Genomic DNA, 17,080 nt, shown 5'->3' with positions numbered 1-17,080 from the left:
AAGGAAATAAGATATGACAAGTATAAAACAAACGGCAGGACGAGATTTCTTGGGAGATTTTGCTCCGAATTTTGCTCATTTCAATGACGATGTTCTCTTTGGTGAAAATTGGAATGATACGACGATTCCTTTAAAGACACGGGCGATCATCACAGTTGTCGCTCTGATGGCTCAGGGGATAACGGATAGTGCCATGGTGCACCATTTGGAAAATGCCAAAAAAGAGGGGGTTAGCCAAAAGGAAATAGCAGCGATCATTACCCATACGGCCTTTTATGCGGGGTGGCCTAAAGCATGGGCGGTTTTCAATCTGGCCAAAAAGATTTGGCATGTCGAAGAAGCAGAAGACAAAGCCAGCGATAAAGAGGCTTATCAAGCGACACTTTTCTTTCCCATCGGTGAAAAAAATACAGCTTTTGCAGATTACTTTAGTGGCCAGTCTTACTTGGAGCCAATTGCAGAGGAGGCTTTCCCTGTTTTTAATGTGACCTTTGAGCCTGGGTGTCGCAATCATTGGCATACGCATAAGGCTAAATCAGGTGGAGGGCAGTTGCTCATCTGTGTCGGTGGCGAAGGGTATTATCAAGAATGGGGTAAGCCAGCCCTTAAACTGCTCCCTGGGGATACCGTTACTGTTCCTGCTAATACCAAACATTGGCATGGGGCCAGCAAAGACCAGTGGTTTTCTCATCTAGCCTTTGAAATTCCTGGTGAAGCGACTGCAACGACTTGGCAGGAGCCGGTGTCCGAGGAAGATTACCTGAAAGCACAGGAGTAGGAAGTGAGACAAATTGTATGGCAATTTGTGTTAGCTTTGTTTTCCACGAAGCCCGTTAAAAAAAGTCCCCATCATCAGATATCGGATGATGGGGGACTCTTTGTTTTGCTAGAGAGCATTTTAATTGCTGCTATTTCTTCAACTGGGTTGTGAGTTCGAGTTGGTTGCCTTCAGGGTCAAAAACCACCGCTTCGTAATAGCCGTCCCCTGTGGTACGTGGGCCGGATTGGATGGGGTAGCCGTCGATTTCAAAACGCTGAGCAAAGGCATCAACGTCGGCCTCATTGCCAACTGCGATGGCCAAGTGGGTGAATCCAAAGGTGTCTTTGTCCCCTGCAACAATATCCGGGCGGTGGCAGAGTTCCAAGCGGGCACCATCCGCAAAACTGAGAAAATAAGAAGAAAAACCAGTTCTTGGGTTGTGGTATTTTTCGCCGGCTGTCGCCTTGAAGTAGGTTTGGTAGAAGGTTTTCATTTTTTCCAGGTCTTTGACCCAGACGCCGACGTGTTCGATTGCAATTGTCATAATAATTTCCTTTCTGGTGTGACGGCTTGTCACTCTTTTTTATTGGTTGAGGTAGTGGGCGATGACGCTTAAGACACCGTTTTCATCATTGCTAGGGGCAAGGAATTTGGCGACTTGTTTGGTAGCTTGGGGAGCATTGCCCATGGCGTAGGAGTAGCCAGCAAGCGCCAACATCTCATGGTCATTACCCCCATCCCCGAAGGCCAAAAGATTGTCGCTAGATAGCTGCCACCTGTCCAAGAGTTCTTGCAGGGCTGCCCCCTTATTTTTGCCTTTTCCGATGATGTCAATGTTGCCGTGACCGCTGGTGGTCGCATCAATCACATCCCCCAAGAGTGCCTTGAGGTCATCGATAATCTGATAGGTGACCTCTTCTGGGGTGTTGAAGGAAAACTTCAAAAATTGGTCATCAGGCAGAACAGCGAAAGAATCGACCAGTTGGAGTTTGGTATAGTATTTTTTGAAAAAGGCAATGGCCTCGGGCGCTGATTTGGCATGCATATAAGCCGTTTTTTCACCGCTCAAAACGAATTCGTGATCCAAGTGGTGTTCCTCCAAATAGTCTAAAACGCTTCTGACCACTTCCTTAGGCAAGGTATAGCTTTTGAGAAAGTGGCCCTTCTCGACGAAGTAGGCACCGTTTTCTCCCACGATGGTGATGTCCTTTTTGTAATCTTCGAAAAAACTCTCGATTTGGTAATATTGGTTGCCACTGATGGCGATAAAACGAATGCCCTTTGCCTGCATTTTGTCAAACAATTGGGCGAATTGGGCTCTGTCGTAGTCCATCTGGTTGTTGAGGAAGGTGCCGTCCATGTCGGTGGCGATAACTTTGATATCCATCCGTTGTCTCCTTTAAAGATTGAGATTTTTCAGTACTGCTTAGCAACCGGAACTCTATCTATCCCAAGACGTTTTTTTATCGTCGTCTGTGATGGCACGGATAACCTTGCAGGGGTTACCGACGGCGACGCTGTTGTCTGGGATGTCTTTGACGACCACGCTACCACCACCGATAACCACATTGTTTCCGATAGTGACGCCTGGCATGACCTGCACCCCAGCTCCAATCCAAACATTGTCTCCTACGCTGATGGGATAGGCGTATTCTAAGCCCTGATTTCGCCTGTCGGCATCAATCGGGTGACCTGCGGTATGAAATCCACAGTTGGGGGCGATAAAGACATTGTCACCAAAGGTCACCTTGGCTCCGTCTAAAATGACGGTATTGTGATTGGCAAAGAAATTCTCCCCAATCTCGATATTGTAACCATAGTCACACCAAAAGGGAGCGACTATGCAACAATTTTCCTTGGTTTTGCCTAGTAATCGCTGGATGAGTTTGTGTTGCCCTACCTCATCTGAAGGACGCAAGTGATTGTAGTCGTAGCAGAGGTCCTTGGCTCTTGTTCGCTCTTCTAGGATTTCTTTGTCATAATTGGCATCGTAAAGTTGCTGAGCCAGCATTTTTTCTTTTTCAGTCATGATTCTTCTCCTTTTGCGCTTCTTTGAGGCCTTGTCGTGTAATCCCATACTTTAGCCAGTCTAGGGGAATGTCTGCGCTAGGGTAGCCTGCAATCAAGATGCATTGGGCATGCACCCCATAATCGCCAGTTTGCACGACGGCTTTACAGCGGTCTCGCATCTCATAGTAATCTGGGATATAAGGCATGGTATGGATGTTTTCTTGTCCTAGCTTTGCCACTAAAAACTGATAATCTGCTTGGTTGAGTGTCAACATCTCCTCGGTCACCAGGACGCCTTCGAAATCCCCCACCTCGATGAGAACATCCACGATGGCTTGCATGGAAGGACAGCCCGTAACGGCCTCTAGGTCGATGTATTGGACAGAGGGGCCTAGGGGATGCAGGGCCTTGGCTGAGGTGCCACTGCCTGCATCAGCGATAAAAATCATCTCGCCATGGCGAAGTTCAGCCACTAGGGCTGCTAAGTCCTTATTTAAAATGCGTTTTTTCATAACGGTTCTCCTTGATGTTAACAGAGGTTAGCTGATGTCTGTCTTTGACTATTCAAGAGATGCAGGCGACCCAATTCCTGTCCGCCTTGCAAGACCAGAGTGTCTAGTTGGGTCAAGCGTTCCAGTCTGGGGTGAAAAGCTTGTGGAATGCCTGTGTCTGCCATCTGGATATCTTTTTCAAGTGAGGGGCAGTAGTAGGCAATGGCATCTGGTGCCAAGACAACTGTAAGGGCTGTGATTTGTAGAAGAAGTTCTTCTTTTGTCGCTTTTCCTTTTTTGTTGAGGTAGCCAACCTCCCCAGCGAAGCCCTGTTTGCCTCGGTGCAAGCGCCCGTCAACAACTAGCCCAGCCCCAGCAAAGTCGCTATCTGGCTGGTAGAAAAGGGCTAGGTTGTCATCGTCTGGATGCTCTTTTTGATAAGCGAGTACCGCACAGTTCACATCATTTTCAATCAAAATCGGAAGGTCTGTCAAGGCTGACAGGCTTGTCAGCAGTTGGCTTTTCTCTAAATGCGTAAAATCCGAAGATAGGATTTCCCCATGAGTGCCAATGATACCCGGAAAGCTGAGTACCAAGACTTGCATCAAGGGGTCGCTTTCCAACAATCTTTTAACCGCTTGGTAGATTTCTGCTAGACTCCCTGTTTTACTGGTGACAAGATCTTCAAACACGGTTTCCCCAGCAAGATTAAAGGCATGCGTTGCTATCTGATACTGGTCAAAGGGGTGACTGAGGAGGATCGTTCCGATATGGGCAAAATCCGTACTTAACTGATAGAGTTTGGACTTTCTACCACCTGTTGAGCTGGCATTGCCGATAAAGCAAATTTCCCCACTAGCTTCTAAGGTTTGTAAAATATTGGTGGTCCCAGCCAGAGAAATCCCAGTTTGCTGGGCTAAATCAGTCTTGGTCCAGTTGCCACCTTGATAAAAGCAGGTCCTGACTCGCTGAATGTTGTCTTCTTTTAAATCTCTAATTTTTGCCATTTTTCACTTTCGTCACAACTTGATGAAACTAGTATAGCATTTTTTCGTTCTTGGGACAAGTTTTTTTGAAAAATAAATGATTATTTGAAATCTTGGACGGTAGTTGCAGGAGTTCTGATAGCCATTTGATCCCTGACGTGTTACAATAAAAGAAAAAAGAAAGGAATCCTCATGACACCCATTCGCTCCAAACGTGTTTCCAACTATGAACTCTTTTTTGACTTGGCCTTTGTCTTGACCATTAGTCAGCTAACCAGTGCCATTCATGTGCCTCAGGTTCAGTTGGAACATATTTTTTACTTTTTGACTACCATTATCGTTATGCTCAATGTCTGGAATCAAGAAGCCTTTTACTACAATAAATACGGCGATTCGAGGCAGATTGACATCTACACGGTCATTGCCCTTATGCTCTTTGTGGGAAATCTGGCTTTATCCATCACCTTTGATCCGACAAGTCTCAAGCCTTTTTGGGAAAACCCGCTCAATTTTAATAGCCTTCTGATCTTGAGTTATGGGACCATTGCCCTGCAGTATATTCTAAAAGGGAGAAAGCTAGGCTTTAACAAGGACATGTATTTATCCATTGTCTTACTGGCTGTGTATGCGCTAGCAGTTCTCCCTAGGGCTTTAGATCTTCTGCCTTTTTCGGTTTATGCTCTGCCTCTTTACTACCTACCACTAGTGGTGCCTTTGTTTTTAAACTCGAAAAAGCGCCCCATTTGTATGAATTTCCCTCATTATTTGGAACGTTGTCAGCTCTTGACCATTATCACTTTTGGGGAGAGTGTCATTGCTGTGCTTAAAACCTATCCCCTGTCCCAAAACTTTTGGGAAGGCTTGACCCTCTTTATGGGCTTGGGCTTCATGTTTGTCTTTTATATCATTCAGACCTTTGTCAATATCAATCACCACCAACGAGTATCCGTTAAAGCTCTCTCTTACGCCCATTATGTCATTGTGGCGAGCCTCCTTTTCTTTACGGTTGGTTTGGAATTCTTAAAAGACAGCCACCATCATGATCTAGGTCTGCATTTCTTTGTGCTATCCATTCTGGCTTTCTTCGTTGGGACACTGTCTACTTCCCACTATAATATCGAACTCTACCGTCTGGATCGTCGTGTGGTTGCCCAATACGGTCTGTTATTACTACTAGCGACCGGTCTCTTCTATCTGTTTGGGCAACAGATAGCCATTCTTGGTCTGATCCTAGCAGGACTTTCTCGGGCTTTGACTCGGACAGGGATGTATTACCGTAGGCGTGTTCGGGAGCAAAACAAGATACCTCATCCAGACGTTACTGCAAATGAGCGCGATTTTTCATAAAGTTTTCATTTTCTGAAGGCAAATACTTGACTTGGAGTCAACTCTAAGAGTTATAATAGAAGAGTCAAGTGATGAAAACCGTCGTCCGATACTGGAAAGGAGCTAGATATGAACATCAAATCCGCCAGTCAAGAACTGGGACTATCTGCCGATACCATTCGCTACTATGAACGCATTGGGCTGGTACCGCCCATCACGCGGTCGGCTGCGGGCATCCGTGACTTTCAGGAGTCCGACATGGAAGTGCTCGAATTCGTCAAGTGCTTTCGGTCAGCGGGTGTTTCAGTAGAGAGTTTGGTAGCCTACATGGCTCTCTATCAAGAGGGAGATGCCACAAAATCTGCTCGCCTAGACATCTTGCTGGATGAACGAGACAAGCTCGCCCAGCGCATCAGCGAATTAGAGACTACCCTTGGTCGACTGGACCATAAAATTACATACTATCAAAAGGAGACAGCTAAATGAAATCAGCTATTTACACCAAAGCAGGCCAAGTCGGTCTGACAGATATTGACCGCCCTCAACTGCAGGCGGCAGATGATGCCATTATCCGGATTGTACGCACCTGTGTCTGTGGCTCTGACCTATGGAGCTACCGCAATCCTGACATCGAAGAAGGCCATGGTAACAGTGGTCACGAAGCTATTGGGATTGTCGAAGAAGTCGGCGATGCCATAACGACTGTAAAACCTGGGGACTTTGTCGTTGCACCTTTCACGCATGGTTGTGGCCAATGTGATGCCTGCCGTGCCGGATTTGACGGCTCTTGTGACCGCCATCTGGGCAGAGATAACTTCTCAGGTGGGGTCCAAGCCGAGTATATTCGCTTCCAACATGCGGAGTGGTCATTGATTAAAATTCCTGGCCAACCGTCTGACTACACTGAAGGCATGCTTAAATCCCTCTTGACCTTGGCAGATGTTATGCCGACAGGTTACCATGCTGCGCGTGTGGCCGATGTCAAATCGGGTGACCGGGTGGTCGTTATCGGTGACGGAGCCGTTGGCCAATGTGCTGTTATTGCTGCCAAGATGCGAGGGGCTTCTCAGATTGTCTTGATGAGCCGTCACAAGGACCGCCAAGAGATGGCTTTGGAATCTGGTGCGACAGCAGTAGTGGCAGAACGTGGCGAAGAAGGGATTGCCAAGGTTCGTGAAATCGTGGGTGGCAACGGTGCAGACGTCGCTCTGGAATGTGTCGGTACCGAAGCGGCCATCGACCAAGCTCTGGGTGTACTCCACAATGGAGGCCGAGTCGGCTTTGTCGGTGTGCCTCATTACGAAAAAACACCGCTAGGTTCAACCTTCGCCCAAAATACCATCGTGGGTGGAGGACCAGCCTCTGTTACCACTTATGTCAAAGATGAGCTCCTTAAAGCTGTCCTTGACGGTGCTATCAACCCAGGACGGGTCTTTACCAATACCTACAAGCTCTCAGACATCAACCAAGCCTACAAAGACATGGACAACCGCAAGTCCATCAAGTCTATGTTGGTAGTGGAGTAGCAAAGAGGCTGGGAAAAAAAATTTGACTTTAGGAATTCTATACGATAAATTCTTAGACTTGGTAAATGAAATTAAAAAAGCGAACAAGAAAAAATTCTGATTGTCAGAAAACTATCTTTGTTCGCTTTTTATATTTAAGGTGAGACTTTTGTCCCAAGCTCTTCTTATCCATTTTTGGTGCTGTCTCTCAGGGTTAGTCGAGTACCGAGCATAGTGAGGCTTGGGATTTTCCTTCGGTGTAGGACTTCTTTGTTAAGAATATCCATGCCGATACGTCCCATCTCTTCAGTATAGACGGTGATACTAGAGAGAGGAGGATAGACTTGCTTGGTCAGGCTGGTGTCGTTAAAAGAAATGAGGCTGACGCGGTCTGGTAGGCTGATGCTAGCTTCTTGGAGAGCACGGAGGGCGCCGATAGCTAAACTATCGCTGGCTGCGAAAAATGCTGGGGGAAGTTGGTCTCCTAGGGTTTGAATGGCTCTTTTCATTAGATCATAGCCAGATTGGGCTGTGAATTGTCCCTGAAAAATAAAGGTTTCCTGATAGATACCCTTTTCGCTTGTATAGTGCCGGAAGTGTTCCAAGCGCTGGTCTGGAATAACCTCTGTCTGGTCAGTTGTTTCTTCAATTCCCGTCAGTATGCCAATCTTGTCCAAACCTTGGTTGAGAAAATGGTCGACAACCTGCTTGACAGCTGTACAAAAGTCCGTAATGACGCAAGTGTGCCCAAGTGCCAAGGTATCGCTATCCAGAAAGACAAGTGGTTTCTGGTATTCTTCAAAGGAAGTAATTTGTACGCGGCTGAATTTTCCGATACACAGAATGCCAATCACTTCCTCGCTCAAGGTAAAGGGTTGATCGTTGAAATAGCGCAGAATGTCGTAATCCAACTCCTGTGCACGTTTTTCAATACCGAGACGGATTTGATAGTAGTAGAGGTCGTCCAACTCCCCTTGTTCGCTGACCCATTGGATAATGGCAATCTTTTGTTTGGGTTTGTGGGATTCGCCTGTCTTGAGATGCTTAGTATAGCCCAGCTCTTCAGCGACAGTTAAAATACGATGACGTGTTTCTTCAGTAACAGACAGACTCTGGTCGCGATTGAGGACACGAGATACGGTCGCGATAGAGACAGAGGCTAGCTGTGCAATGTCTTTTAAGGTAGCCATAAATCCTCCTCCTTTTAGGTTAGTATATCATATTTTTCTACTTTTTACTGATAGTTTAGTAAAAATTCAGTAAAAAGGATTGACCTTGGCAAAAGCCTTGGATACAATAGAAGAAAACGATTACACGTTAAGGTGGCTTAACGGACAGTCAAAGGAGAATTCATATGACACAACATCTTACTACTGAAGCTCTTCGCAAGGACTTTCTTGCTGTTTTTGGTCAAGAAGCAGACCAAACTTTCTTTTCACCAGGGCGTATCAATCTGATTGGTGAACACACAGACTACAACGGGGGACACGTGTTTCCAGCGGCTATTTCTTTGGGGACATACGGTGCAGCTCGCAAGCGTGACGACCAAGTCTTGCGTTTCTACTCAGCTAACTTTGAGGACAAGGGCATTATCGAAGTGCCTCTAGCTGACCTCAAGTTTGAAAAAGAGCACAGCTGGACCAACTATCCAAAAGGGGTTCTTCATTTCTTGCAAGAATCTGGGCACGTGATTGATACAGGGTTTGATTTTTATGTTTATGGGAATATCCCAAATGGAGCTGGCTTGTCCTCTTCAGCATCCTTGGAACTTTTGACAGGGGTCGTGGCAGAGCATCTCTTTGATTTAAAACTAGACCGTTTGGATTTGGTCAAAATCGGAAAACAAACAGAAAACAACTTTATCGGAGTGAATTCTGGTATCATGGACCAGTTTGCTATCGGTATGGGGGCAGACCAACGTGCTATTTACCTAGATACCAATACCTTGGAGTACGACTTGGTGCCGCTTGATTTGAAGGACAATGTTGTTGTCATCATGAACACCAACAAACGCCGTGAACTGGCAGATTCTAAGTACAATGAACGTCGTGCTGAGTGTGAAAAAGCAGTGGAAGAATTGCAAGCTGCCTTGGATATTCAGACCTTGGGTGAGTTGGATGAGTGGGCCTTTGACCAATATAGCTATCTGATTAAAGATGAAAATCGTTTGAAACGTGCTCGTCATGCTGTGCTTGAAAATCAACGTACCCTCAAAGCACAAGCAGCCCTTCAAGCAGGAGATTTGGAAACATTTGGTCGCTTGATGAATGCGTCACACGTTTCTCTTGAACATGACTATGAAGTAACTGGTTTGGAATTGGATACCCTTGTTCACACTGCTTGGGCTCAGGAAGGTGTTCTTGGTGCTCGTATGACAGGGGCAGGATTTGGTGGCTGTGCTATTGCCTTGGTTCAAAAAGATGCCGTTGAGGCCTTTAAGGAAGCTGTAGGCAAGCACTACGAGGAAGTCGTTGGATACGCTCCAAGCTTCTATATCGCTGAAGTTGCAGGTGGCACTCGCGTCCTTGACTAGTCAAAAGGAGGCTTTATAGTGACCTTAGTAGAACAATTTGTAACACACGTCATTGCTGAAAGTAGCTTTGAGGAAATGGATCGAATCTACCTGACCAATCGTGTCTTGGCATTGGTTGGTGAAGGTGTTTTAGAAGTTGAGACTGAGTTGGATGACTTGATTGACCTCAAGGACCAGTTGGTCGAGGAGGCGGTTCGATTAGAGACGATTGAGGATAGTCAGACTGCGCGTGAAATCCTGGGTGCTGAACTCATGGATTTGCTAACCCCTTGTCCAAGTCAGGTCAATCGTGATTTCTGGGCAACTTATGCCCAATCTCCCGAACAGGCAATAGCAGATTTTTACCAACTCAGTCAGAAAAACGACTACATCAAACTCAAGGCCATTGCTAAAAATATCGCTTATCGTGTCCCATCTGACTACGGAGAACTTGAGATTACCATCAACCTCTCTAAGCCTGAAAAGGATCCAAAAGAAATAGCGGCGGCCAAGTCGGTGCAAGCTAGCAATTATCCCCAGTGTCAGCTTTGTTTAGAGAACGAGGGCTACCATGGTCGGGTTAACCACCCTGCTCGTAGCAACCACCGTATTATCCGTTTTGAAATGGCGGGTCAGAAGTGGGGCTTCCAGTATTCGCCCTATGCTTATTTTAATGAGCACTGTATCTTCTTAGACGGCCAGCACCGTCCCATGGCCATTAGTCGTCAGAGTTTTGAGCGTCTGCTGGCGATCGTAGAGCAGTTTCCAGGCTATTTTGCGGGCTCTAATGCCGACCTGCCGATTGTGGGAGGGTCTATTCTAACTCATGACCACTATCAGGGAGGCCGTCACGTGTTTCCTATGGAATTGGCTCCTCTGCAAAAGACTTTCTGTTTTGATGGATTTGAGCAGGTCAAGGCTGGGATTGTCAAGTGGCCTATGTCGGTGCTACGTTTGACCTCGGATTCCAAAGAGAAATTGATCAACTTGGCTGATAAGATTTTGCAGGAATGGCGTCAGTATTCAGACTCTGAAGTACAGATTTTAGCAGAAACAGACGGGACACCGCATCACACTATCACACCTATTGCCCGTAAACGCGATGGACAGTTTGAGTTGGACTTGGTCTTGCGGGACAATCAGACATCGCCAGAGCATCCTGATGGCATCTATCATCCCCACAAGGATGTCCAACATATCAAGAAGGAAAATATCGGCTTGATTGAGGTCATGGGCTTGGCTATCCTACCGCCACGTCTGAAAGCAGAAGTGGAGCAAGTTGCTAGCTACCTCGTGGGAGATGGTGATACCGTTGCCACTTATCATCAGGAATGGGCAGACCAACTCAAAACCCACCATTCAGGATTAACAGATAAAGAAAAAGCCCTTGAAATCGTCAAAGACTCTGTGGGTACTATCTTTGCGCGTGTTCTGGAGGACGCAGGAGTTTACAAGCAAACGGAACAAGGACAGGTAGCCTTTATGCGCTTTGTAGAACAGGTCGGAATTTTGCCAGACTAGGAGCTTTCTCCTTGCACAGTCCTATAAAAAGTAGTATGATGGGGTCGTTTGAAAACTCAGGAGGAAACGATGAAAGATTTTCATTTTGACGCTATATCTGCCTTTGAAAATTACGAAATAGAGAAAATGAGAGACGGTCATGTTGTGGTGACGACGAAAGTGGTGGACTCGTCGCTCAACTACTATGGCAATGCCCATGGTGGCTATCTCTTTACCCTTTGTGACCAGATTAGTGGTTTGGTGGTCATCTCGCTGGGGCTTGATGGAGTGACGCTCCAGTCCTCTATCAACTACCTCAAAGCAGGAAAACTAGACGATGTACTGACCATTAAAGGAGAATGCGTCCACCAAGGACGTACCACTTGTGTCGTCGATGTCGATATCACCAATCAAGAAGGCAGAAATGTCTGTAAGGCCACCTTTACTATGTTTGTCACAGGACAGAGAACAGCAGAGAGACAGGTAAGAATATAGAACAAAAGAACTGACCTGTTCTGCTCCAAAGTTAGATAGAAGAAGCCTAATTCTTTGGGTGCAGGTCAAATTGATTTGTTGACATTTTGGAAAATATCCTTTTCTTTTTAATGGAATTTTTTTAAAATTTAGACAGATAAAATTGTTAAAATATTTTTGTAAAATTTATTGACAAACTATGATAAAAGTGATACCATAAACATAAAGGAAAGCGTTTTCAAAAATTAAATTGGGAGGAGGTTTTAATTTATCCTCTTGTCACTCTGGGTGTGCTTGAATTGAAAAGAAATGAAAACGAAAAAACACAAATTACTTACTCTCATTCTTGTTTCAAGTTTTGTACTGATGGGGGCTGTATCGGCCGCAGTGCGGTATCCTGATGGTGGTGTTTGGACCTATGGTGAGGGTTCTGGAGGAGGATGGGCTTTTTCAAATTACTACCATGGTAAAAAATACCATTATTCATCCATTGTGAGCAGATGGGATAGTCATTCTGATAAAGGAGAAGCTCCTGCTGGAAAAACCTCCTACGCATGGATCTGGACCAAATGGGGAGAACAAGTAGGATTTTACTATGATTATGACTAATCGTTCATTGATTTAAATCGTTCCCCTTGTAGCTCGTACAAGGGGAATCATTCTTTTATGAGGAGTCTACTATGAAGAAACTATTTATTTGTTTGTCTACTATTTTTCTCAGTTGCTTCTTCATTTGGATCATTATCTTACGTGCCCCTCAGTATCTCTATACTAGTTACGACTCCGTATCTTTATTACGTGTTAAAAAAGGGGCACAAGAGCCGACTCGTGAGGAGTTTGAGCGAGAGTTGGAGAAGTTTGCAAGCTCGGAGCAGAGTTTGATAGCTAGACGGATAGTAGAGCCGAGTAAGGATGGAAGGACCAACTTCACCTATGCAACTTATGGACAAGGAAACTTACCCAAAGAGTTTCAAGTAGCCAGTCAAGAGAGCCGAGAACGGAGTGATCCTCTCAATAGCTACCTCCTCTTATCGGGTTCATTGACCAAGGAGAAATTAGCTGCAAAATTAGATGATTTAGGTTATAAAGCGATTGTAGATCGCAAAACTCCCCCATATCTTCTAGCTTTTTGGATTGCTTTAAATCCGTTGTTGTTGATTAGTCTAGCTATATTTGGATTAGCTTTCTTTGCCATGGTGATCATCACTCGGGTGAAGGAGATGCGGGCTGCAGGGATTCAGCTCTTTTCAGGACAGACCCTCTTGTCCATTATGAGAAGTGCCCTATACGATGATGTCAAGTGGCTTTGCTTAGCTGGGGTTTTATCCCTTATAGTGGGAGGTGCTGTCCTCATCAGCCAAGGGCTCTTTTATCCTGTTCTTTTAGCAACCTTTAGTATCGGAGTGGGGCTTTATCTTCTCTTTTTATTGGGAATTTCGCTCCTACTGAGCCTGCTCTACTTGATGAGCTTGAGCTACAAGGTCTTGGTTCCTGTACTCAAAGGACGTTTGCCTCTCAAACGTTTGATGACCTTGACCTTGCTGTGTCAGTTGGTTGCTGTCTTTACAGTAGGTTATGCAGTCAAGACTGGCTTAACTTCTTACCAGCGTTTACAGGAACTCCAACTGTCCAAGCAAGCATGGGAAGACCGAGCAGATTATTATCAGATTTCCTTTGGGCTCGGTGATAGAGGAAAAGATGCAGAAAATCAGAGCAAGTGGTATGCCTTTGCCAAGGAAGCAATCGAAGAAGAACAAGCTCTTTATGTAAAGGATAATCTGCTCCAATTTGCCAATCCACAAGGAAAAAATGAACAGGGAGAGACACTGGATACCTATAGTCCAGATGCTAATACGCTCTATGTTAGCCCCAGTTATTTGGAGAAGGAAAAGGTCGTGGTAGATGCTGAGACCAAACAGAAGTTAGCCCATCTCCAAAAAGGTGAGTTTGTCCTCTTGCTCCCAGAACATTTACGCTCTCAAGAAGCAGAACTAAAAAAACTCTTTGAAGAAAGATTGAGTTATTATGGAAAATCTGGTGAGGAGGCAAGTGCTCCTTTGGATTATGAGATGAAAGCGCACGTTAGCTATCTGTCAATGGGAGAAAAGCGGTTTGTTTATAATAACGGTGAGAACCCCGTATCCACTCAATATTTGACGGATCCGATTTTAGTGGTATTCACGCCAACTTCTACAGGTGATAGTTTTACATCCTTATCTAGTTGGTCTATCAATGCTGGTAAGAATATCTTTGTCAAAGGATATGAAGACGGGATTAAACTATTGAAAAATGCAGGAATTTATGATCAAGTATCCTATCTCAAGGAGGGACGAAGTGTTTACCTCGCACGTTACTATGAAGTTCAAACAGAAACTCTAACCCTTATTTTAGGAGCTATTATTGGAATCGCGAGTTCTTTACTTCTCTTTTATTCTGTGAATCTTCTTTATTTTGAACAATTCCGTCGCGAGATTTTGATTAAACGCATCTCAGGCTTGCGCTTTTTTGAAACACACGCTCAGTATATGATTAGTCAATTTGCTAGTTTTATCCTCGGTGCAAGCCTCTTTATCTGGCGTAGTCGGGATGTGGTGATTGGGCTTGTAACCTTATCAGTTTTTCTCGTTAGTGCTATACTGACTCTCTACCGTCAAGCACAGAAGGAATCTCGTGTTTCGATGACCATTATGAAAGGAAAATAGGATGATTGAACTAAAGAATATATCTAAAAAATTTGGAAGCCGTCAACTATTTTCGGATACCAATCTTCAGTTTGAAGGTGGGAAAATCTATGCCTTGATTGGCACAAGTGGCTGTGGCAAGACAACACTCTTGAATATGATTGGACGACTAGAGCCTTATGATAAGGGAGAGATCATTTATGATGGTGTTTCTCTCAAGGATATCAAGCCCTCTGTTTTCTTTAGAGATTATCTGGGGTATCTATTTCAGGATTTTGGCTTGATTGAAAGCCAGACAGTCAGGGAAAATCTCAATCTTGGATTAGTTGGTAAAAAGCTGAAAGACAAAGAGAGAATCTCTTTGATGAAACAAGCTTTAGAGCGTGTTAACCTCTCTTATTTAGATTTAAAGCAACCTATTTTTGAGTTATCAGGAGGGGAAGCACAACGTGTTGCACTAGCGAAAATTATTTTAAAAGATCCTCCTTTGATTCTTGCAGATGAGCCAACCGCTTCACTAGACCCTAAAAATTCAGAAGAGCTACTTTCTATTCTGGAGTCCTTGAAAAATCCCAATAGAACCATTATTATTGCGACCCACAACCCACTTATCTGGAAACAAGTAGATCAAGTGATTCAAGTTACTGATTTATCTCATGGAGGGTAAGGCAAGGTTAAACTAGAAGAAAGAGTCACAAATGTACTTTGTGGCTTTTTTATTTCCATAAAAATGGTAAAATAGTAGGAGTAGAAATGGAGTTTGAGACATGAAAGTAATCGATCAATTTAAAAATAAGAAAGTACTTGTTTTAGGTTTGGCCAAGTCTGGTGAGTCTGCGGCCCGTTTGCTGGACAAGCTGGGTGCCATTGTGACAGTAAATGACGGCAAGCCTTTTGAGGAAAATCCTGCTGCTCAAAGCTTGCTAGAAGAGGGAATCAAGGTTGTCACTGGTGGGCATCCTTTGGAGCTCTTGGATGAAGATTTTGCCCTTATGGTGAAAAATCCAGGTATCCCTTATAGCAATCCCATGATTGAAAAGGCATTGGCAAAGGGGATTCCAGTCTTGACTGAGGTGGAATTGGCTTATTTGATTTCGGAAGCACCGATTATCGGTATCACTGGTTCAAATGGGAAAACAACTACAACGACTATGATTGGGGAAGTTTTGACTGCTGCTGGTCAACGCGGTCTCTTGTCAGGGAACATCGGCTATCCTGCTAGTCAAGTGGCTCAAACTGCGACAGCTAAGGACACGCTCGTCATGGAACTTTCTTCTTTCCAACTGATGGGCGTTCAAGAATTCCATCCTGAGATTGCAGTCATTACCAACCTCATGCCAACTCATATCGACTACCATGGTTCTTTTGAGGAGTATGTGGCAGCTAAGTGGAATATCCAAAACAAGATGACAGCGGATGATTTTCTTATCTTGAACTTTAACCAAGACTTGGCAAAAGAATTGGCTAGCAAAACACAAGCCACTGTTGTTCCATTTTCAACACTTGAAAAGGTTGATGGAGCTTATCTGGAAGACGGTCAACTCTACTTCCGTGGGGAAGTGATCATGGCAGCTGATGAAATTGGAGTTCCAGGTAGCCACAATGTGGAAAATGCCCTTGCGACCATTGCAGTAGCCAAGCTCCGTGGTGTGGATAACCAAACCATCAAGGAAACTCTTTCAGCCTTTGGTGGTGTCAAACACCGTCTCCAATTTGTGGATGAAATTCAGGGTGTCAAATTCTATAATGATAGCAAGTCAACCAATATCTTGGCTACTCAAAAAGCCTTGTCAGGATTTGACAATAGTAAGGTCATCTTGATTGCAGGTGGTTTGGACCGGGGCAATGAGTTTGACGAATTGGTGCCAGATATTACAGGGCTCAAGAAGATGGTCATCCTCGGTCAGTCTGCTGAGCGTGTCAAAGGGGCAGCGGATAAGGCTGGTGTGGCTTATGTGGATGCGATTGATATTGCAGATGCGACCCGCAAGGCTTATGAGCTCGCGACTCAAGGAGACGTGGTTCTTCTCAGCCCTGCCAATGCTAGCTGGGATATGTATGCTAACTTTGAAGTACGTGGCGACCTCTTTATCGACACAGTAGCGGAGTTAAAGGAATAATATGAAAAAAATTGTCTTTACAGGCGGGGGGACGGTTGGACATGTCACCCTCAACCTTTTGTTAATGCCTAAGTTCATTGAAGACGGCTGGGAAGTTCATTATATCGGGGATAAACACGGAATCGAACACCAAGAAATCCTCAAGTCAGGCTTGAATGTGACCTTCCACTCCATTGCGACTGGGAAGTTGCGTCGTTATTTTTCATGGCAAAATATGCTGGACGTCTTCAAAGTTAGTTGGGGAATTGTCCAATCCCTCTTTATCATGTTACGGTTGCGTCCACAGGCTCTTTTTTCAAAGGGAGGATTTGTCTCTGTACCGCCGGTTATTGCAGCGCGAGTGTCAGGAGTGCCAGTCTTTATTCACGAATCGGACCTGTCTATGGGCTTGGCCAATAAAATTGCCTATAAATTTGCGACCAAGATGTATTCAACATTTGAGCAGGCTGCTGGTCTCGTAAAAGTTGAGCATGTGGGAGCAGTGACCAAGGTTTCAGACCAAAAAACTCCTGAACCAGATGAATTGGTGGATATCCAAACCCACTTTAATCCTAAATTGCCAACGGTATTGTTTGTCGGTGGTTCTGCAGGAGCTCGTGTATTTAATAAATTGGTAACAGATCATAAGCAAGAACTGACCGAACGCTACAATATTATCAATCTCACTGGAGATTCTAGCCTCAATGAGTTGAGTCAAAATCTCTTTCGTGTTGAC

General features: G+C 44.8%; 18 protein-coding genes. 12 read left to right on the top strand and 6 right to left on the bottom strand.

The annotated features are described in order from the left end of the window. The first annotated feature begins 13 nt into the window (after window positions 1-13). Window positions 14-778, top strand: coding sequence for a carboxymuconolactone decarboxylase family protein (locus SORDD16_RS00305; protein WP_061451896.1), 765 nt, complete (start codon window positions 14-16; stop codon window positions 776-778). A gap of 130 nt (window positions 779-908) precedes the next feature. Here the strand turns inward: SORDD16_RS00305 and SORDD16_RS00300 are convergent, their stop codons facing one another. The 5 genes from SORDD16_RS00300 to SORDD16_RS00280 are packed head-to-tail and all read right to left on the bottom strand — an operon-like array spanning window position 909 to window position 4,268. Next, complete coding sequence (locus SORDD16_RS00300) at window positions 909-1,304, bottom strand: VOC family protein (RefSeq protein ID WP_061451895.1); 396 nt, start codon at window positions 1,302-1,304, stop codon at window positions 909-911. 39 nt (window positions 1,305-1,343) lie between these two features. After that, window positions 1,344-2,147 carry a Cof-type HAD-IIB family hydrolase gene (locus tag SORDD16_RS00295; RefSeq protein WP_061451894.1) on the bottom strand — a complete coding sequence of 268 codons (804 nt, stop codon included), beginning with the start codon at window positions 2,145-2,147 and terminating at the stop codon, window positions 1,344-1,346. A 54-nt stretch (window positions 2,148-2,201) separates the two neighbouring features. Beyond that, on the bottom strand, window positions 2,202-2,792 hold the full coding sequence (locus SORDD16_RS00290) for a sugar O-acetyltransferase (RefSeq protein WP_347230200.1): 591 nt from the start codon (window positions 2,790-2,792) through the stop codon (window positions 2,202-2,204). Continuing rightward, window positions 2,782-3,282 carry an RbsD/FucU domain-containing protein gene (locus SORDD16_RS00285; protein ID WP_061451892.1) on the bottom strand — a complete coding sequence of 167 codons (501 nt, stop codon included), beginning with the start codon at window positions 3,280-3,282 and terminating at the stop codon, window positions 2,782-2,784. The genes SORDD16_RS00290 and SORDD16_RS00285 overlap by 11 nt, the downstream gene beginning before the upstream one ends. A gap of 17 nt (window positions 3,283-3,299) precedes the next feature. Beyond that, complete coding sequence (locus tag SORDD16_RS00280) at window positions 3,300-4,268, bottom strand: ROK family protein (RefSeq protein WP_061451891.1); 969 nt, start codon at window positions 4,266-4,268, stop codon at window positions 3,300-3,302. A gap of 171 nt (window positions 4,269-4,439) precedes the next feature. On the opposite strand from SORDD16_RS00280, the gene SORDD16_RS00275 reads away from it, so the two are divergent. The 3 genes from SORDD16_RS00275 to SORDD16_RS00265 all read left to right on the top strand — a co-directional run bounded on the left by SORDD16_RS00275 (window position 4,440) and on the right by SORDD16_RS00265 (window position 7,099). After that, window positions 4,440-5,594: a low temperature requirement protein A gene (locus tag SORDD16_RS00275; RefSeq protein WP_061451890.1), complete on the top strand. Its 1,155-nt coding sequence runs from the start codon at window positions 4,440-4,442 to the stop codon at window positions 5,592-5,594. 108 nt (window positions 5,595-5,702) lie between these two features. Then, window positions 5,703-6,059, top strand: coding sequence for a stress response transcriptional regulator NmlR (gene nmlR, locus SORDD16_RS00270; RefSeq protein ID WP_061451889.1), 357 nt, complete (start codon window positions 5,703-5,705; stop codon window positions 6,057-6,059). Continuing rightward, window positions 6,056-7,099, top strand: a complete 1,044-nt coding sequence (locus SORDD16_RS00265) for a zinc-binding dehydrogenase (protein WP_061451888.1) — start codon at window positions 6,056-6,058, stop codon at window positions 7,097-7,099. The genes nmlR and SORDD16_RS00265 overlap by 4 nt, the downstream gene beginning before the upstream one ends. 164 nt (window positions 7,100-7,263) lie before the next feature. Here the strand turns inward: SORDD16_RS00265 and SORDD16_RS00260 are convergent, their stop codons facing one another. Next, window positions 7,264-8,268: a LacI family DNA-binding transcriptional regulator gene (locus SORDD16_RS00260; RefSeq protein WP_061451887.1), complete on the bottom strand. Its 1,005-nt coding sequence runs from the start codon at window positions 8,266-8,268 to the stop codon at window positions 7,264-7,266. 164 nt (window positions 8,269-8,432) lie between these two features. Here SORDD16_RS00260 and SORDD16_RS00255 point away from each other — a divergent pair, with 164 nt between their 5' ends. The 8 genes from SORDD16_RS00255 to SORDD16_RS00220 form a co-directional block, all read left to right on the top strand. Next, window positions 8,433-9,611 carry a galactokinase gene (locus SORDD16_RS00255; RefSeq protein ID WP_061451886.1) on the top strand — a complete coding sequence of 393 codons (1,179 nt, stop codon included), beginning with the start codon at window positions 8,433-8,435 and terminating at the stop codon, window positions 9,609-9,611. Between the two features lie 18 nt (window positions 9,612-9,629). Beyond that, window positions 9,630-11,111 (top strand): UDP-glucose--hexose-1-phosphate uridylyltransferase, encoded by a 1,482-nt coding sequence (locus tag SORDD16_RS00250; RefSeq protein WP_061451885.1) that lies wholly within the window; start codon window positions 9,630-9,632, stop codon window positions 11,109-11,111. 69 nt (window positions 11,112-11,180) lie between these two features. Further along, window positions 11,181-11,585, top strand: a complete 405-nt coding sequence (locus tag SORDD16_RS00245) for a PaaI family thioesterase (RefSeq protein WP_061451884.1) — start codon at window positions 11,181-11,183, stop codon at window positions 11,583-11,585. A gap of 288 nt (window positions 11,586-11,873) precedes the next feature. Continuing rightward, on the top strand, window positions 11,874-12,173 hold the full coding sequence (locus SORDD16_RS00240) for a lactococcin 972 family bacteriocin (RefSeq protein ID WP_061451883.1): 300 nt from the start codon (window positions 11,874-11,876) through the stop codon (window positions 12,171-12,173). 71 nt (window positions 12,174-12,244) lie between these two features. Then, the gene (locus SORDD16_RS00235; protein WP_061451882.1) at window positions 12,245-14,266 is read left to right on the top strand and encodes a bacteriocin-associated integral membrane family protein; all 2,022 of its coding nucleotides are present in this window, start codon (window positions 12,245-12,247) and stop codon (window positions 14,264-14,266) included. Between the two features lies 1 nt (window position 14,267). Further along, entirely contained in the window at window positions 14,268-14,912 is a 645-nt protein-coding gene (locus SORDD16_RS00230) for an ABC transporter ATP-binding protein (protein WP_061451881.1), read from the top strand. 100 nt (window positions 14,913-15,012) lie between these two features. Then, window positions 15,013-16,365, top strand: coding sequence for a UDP-N-acetylmuramoyl-L-alanine--D-glutamate ligase (gene murD / locus SORDD16_RS00225; RefSeq protein ID WP_061451880.1), 1,353 nt, complete (start codon window positions 15,013-15,015; stop codon window positions 16,363-16,365). 1 nt (window position 16,366) lies between these two features. Continuing rightward, the coding region (locus SORDD16_RS00220; RefSeq protein WP_061451879.1) for a UDP-N-acetylglucosamine--N-acetylmuramyl-(pentapeptide) pyrophosphoryl-undecaprenol N-acetylglucosamine transferase at window positions 16,367-17,080 on the top strand (714 nt) is incomplete at its 3' end.

The sequence above is a fragment of the Streptococcus oralis genome, from assembly GCF_001578945.1.
Lineage (GTDB): Bacteria > Bacillota > Bacilli > Lactobacillales > Streptococcaceae > Streptococcus > Streptococcus oralis_Q.
The sequence above is the reverse complement of the archived record's forward strand: the minus strand, read 5'-3'. Positions and strand labels throughout refer to the sequence as shown.

Excerpts from the sequence above, each read along its gene's own strand:
- SORDD16_RS00255 (WP_061451886.1), top strand. The coding sequence starts at position 8,433 with ATGACACAACATCTTACTACTGAAGCTCTTCGCAAGGACTTTCTTGCT.
- SORDD16_RS00300 (WP_061451895.1), bottom strand. The coding sequence starts at position 1,304 with ATGACAATTGCAATCGAACACGTCGGCGTCTGGGTCAAAGACCTGGAA.
- SORDD16_RS00240 (WP_061451883.1), top strand. The coding sequence starts at position 11,874 with ATGAAAACGAAAAAACACAAATTACTTACTCTCATTCTTGTTTCAAGT.
- SORDD16_RS00280 (WP_061451891.1), bottom strand. The coding sequence starts at position 4,268 with ATGGCAAAAATTAGAGATTTAAAAGAAGACAACATTCAGCGAGTCAGG.
- murD (WP_061451880.1), top strand. The coding sequence starts at position 15,013 with ATGAAAGTAATCGATCAATTTAAAAATAAGAAAGTACTTGTTTTAGGT.
- SORDD16_RS00245 (WP_061451884.1), top strand. The coding sequence starts at position 11,181 with ATGAAAGATTTTCATTTTGACGCTATATCTGCCTTTGAAAATTACGAA.
- SORDD16_RS00285 (WP_061451892.1), bottom strand. The coding sequence starts at position 3,282 with ATGAAAAAACGCATTTTAAATAAGGACTTAGCAGCCCTAGTGGCTGAA.
- SORDD16_RS00230 (WP_061451881.1), top strand. The coding sequence starts at position 14,268 with ATGATTGAACTAAAGAATATATCTAAAAAATTTGGAAGCCGTCAACTA.
- SORDD16_RS00295 (WP_061451894.1), bottom strand. The coding sequence starts at position 2,147 with ATGGATATCAAAGTTATCGCCACCGACATGGACGGCACCTTCCTCAAC.
- SORDD16_RS00235 (WP_061451882.1), top strand. The coding sequence starts at position 12,245 with ATGAAGAAACTATTTATTTGTTTGTCTACTATTTTTCTCAGTTGCTTC.
- SORDD16_RS00265 (WP_061451888.1), top strand. The coding sequence starts at position 6,056 with ATGAAATCAGCTATTTACACCAAAGCAGGCCAAGTCGGTCTGACAGAT.
- SORDD16_RS00260 (WP_061451887.1), bottom strand. The coding sequence starts at position 8,268 with ATGGCTACCTTAAAAGACATTGCACAGCTAGCCTCTGTCTCTATCGCG.
- SORDD16_RS00275 (WP_061451890.1), top strand. The coding sequence starts at position 4,440 with ATGACACCCATTCGCTCCAAACGTGTTTCCAACTATGAACTCTTTTTT.
- SORDD16_RS00305 (WP_061451896.1), top strand. The coding sequence starts at position 14 with ATGACAAGTATAAAACAAACGGCAGGACGAGATTTCTTGGGAGATTTT.
- nmlR (WP_061451889.1), top strand. The coding sequence starts at position 5,703 with ATGAACATCAAATCCGCCAGTCAAGAACTGGGACTATCTGCCGATACC.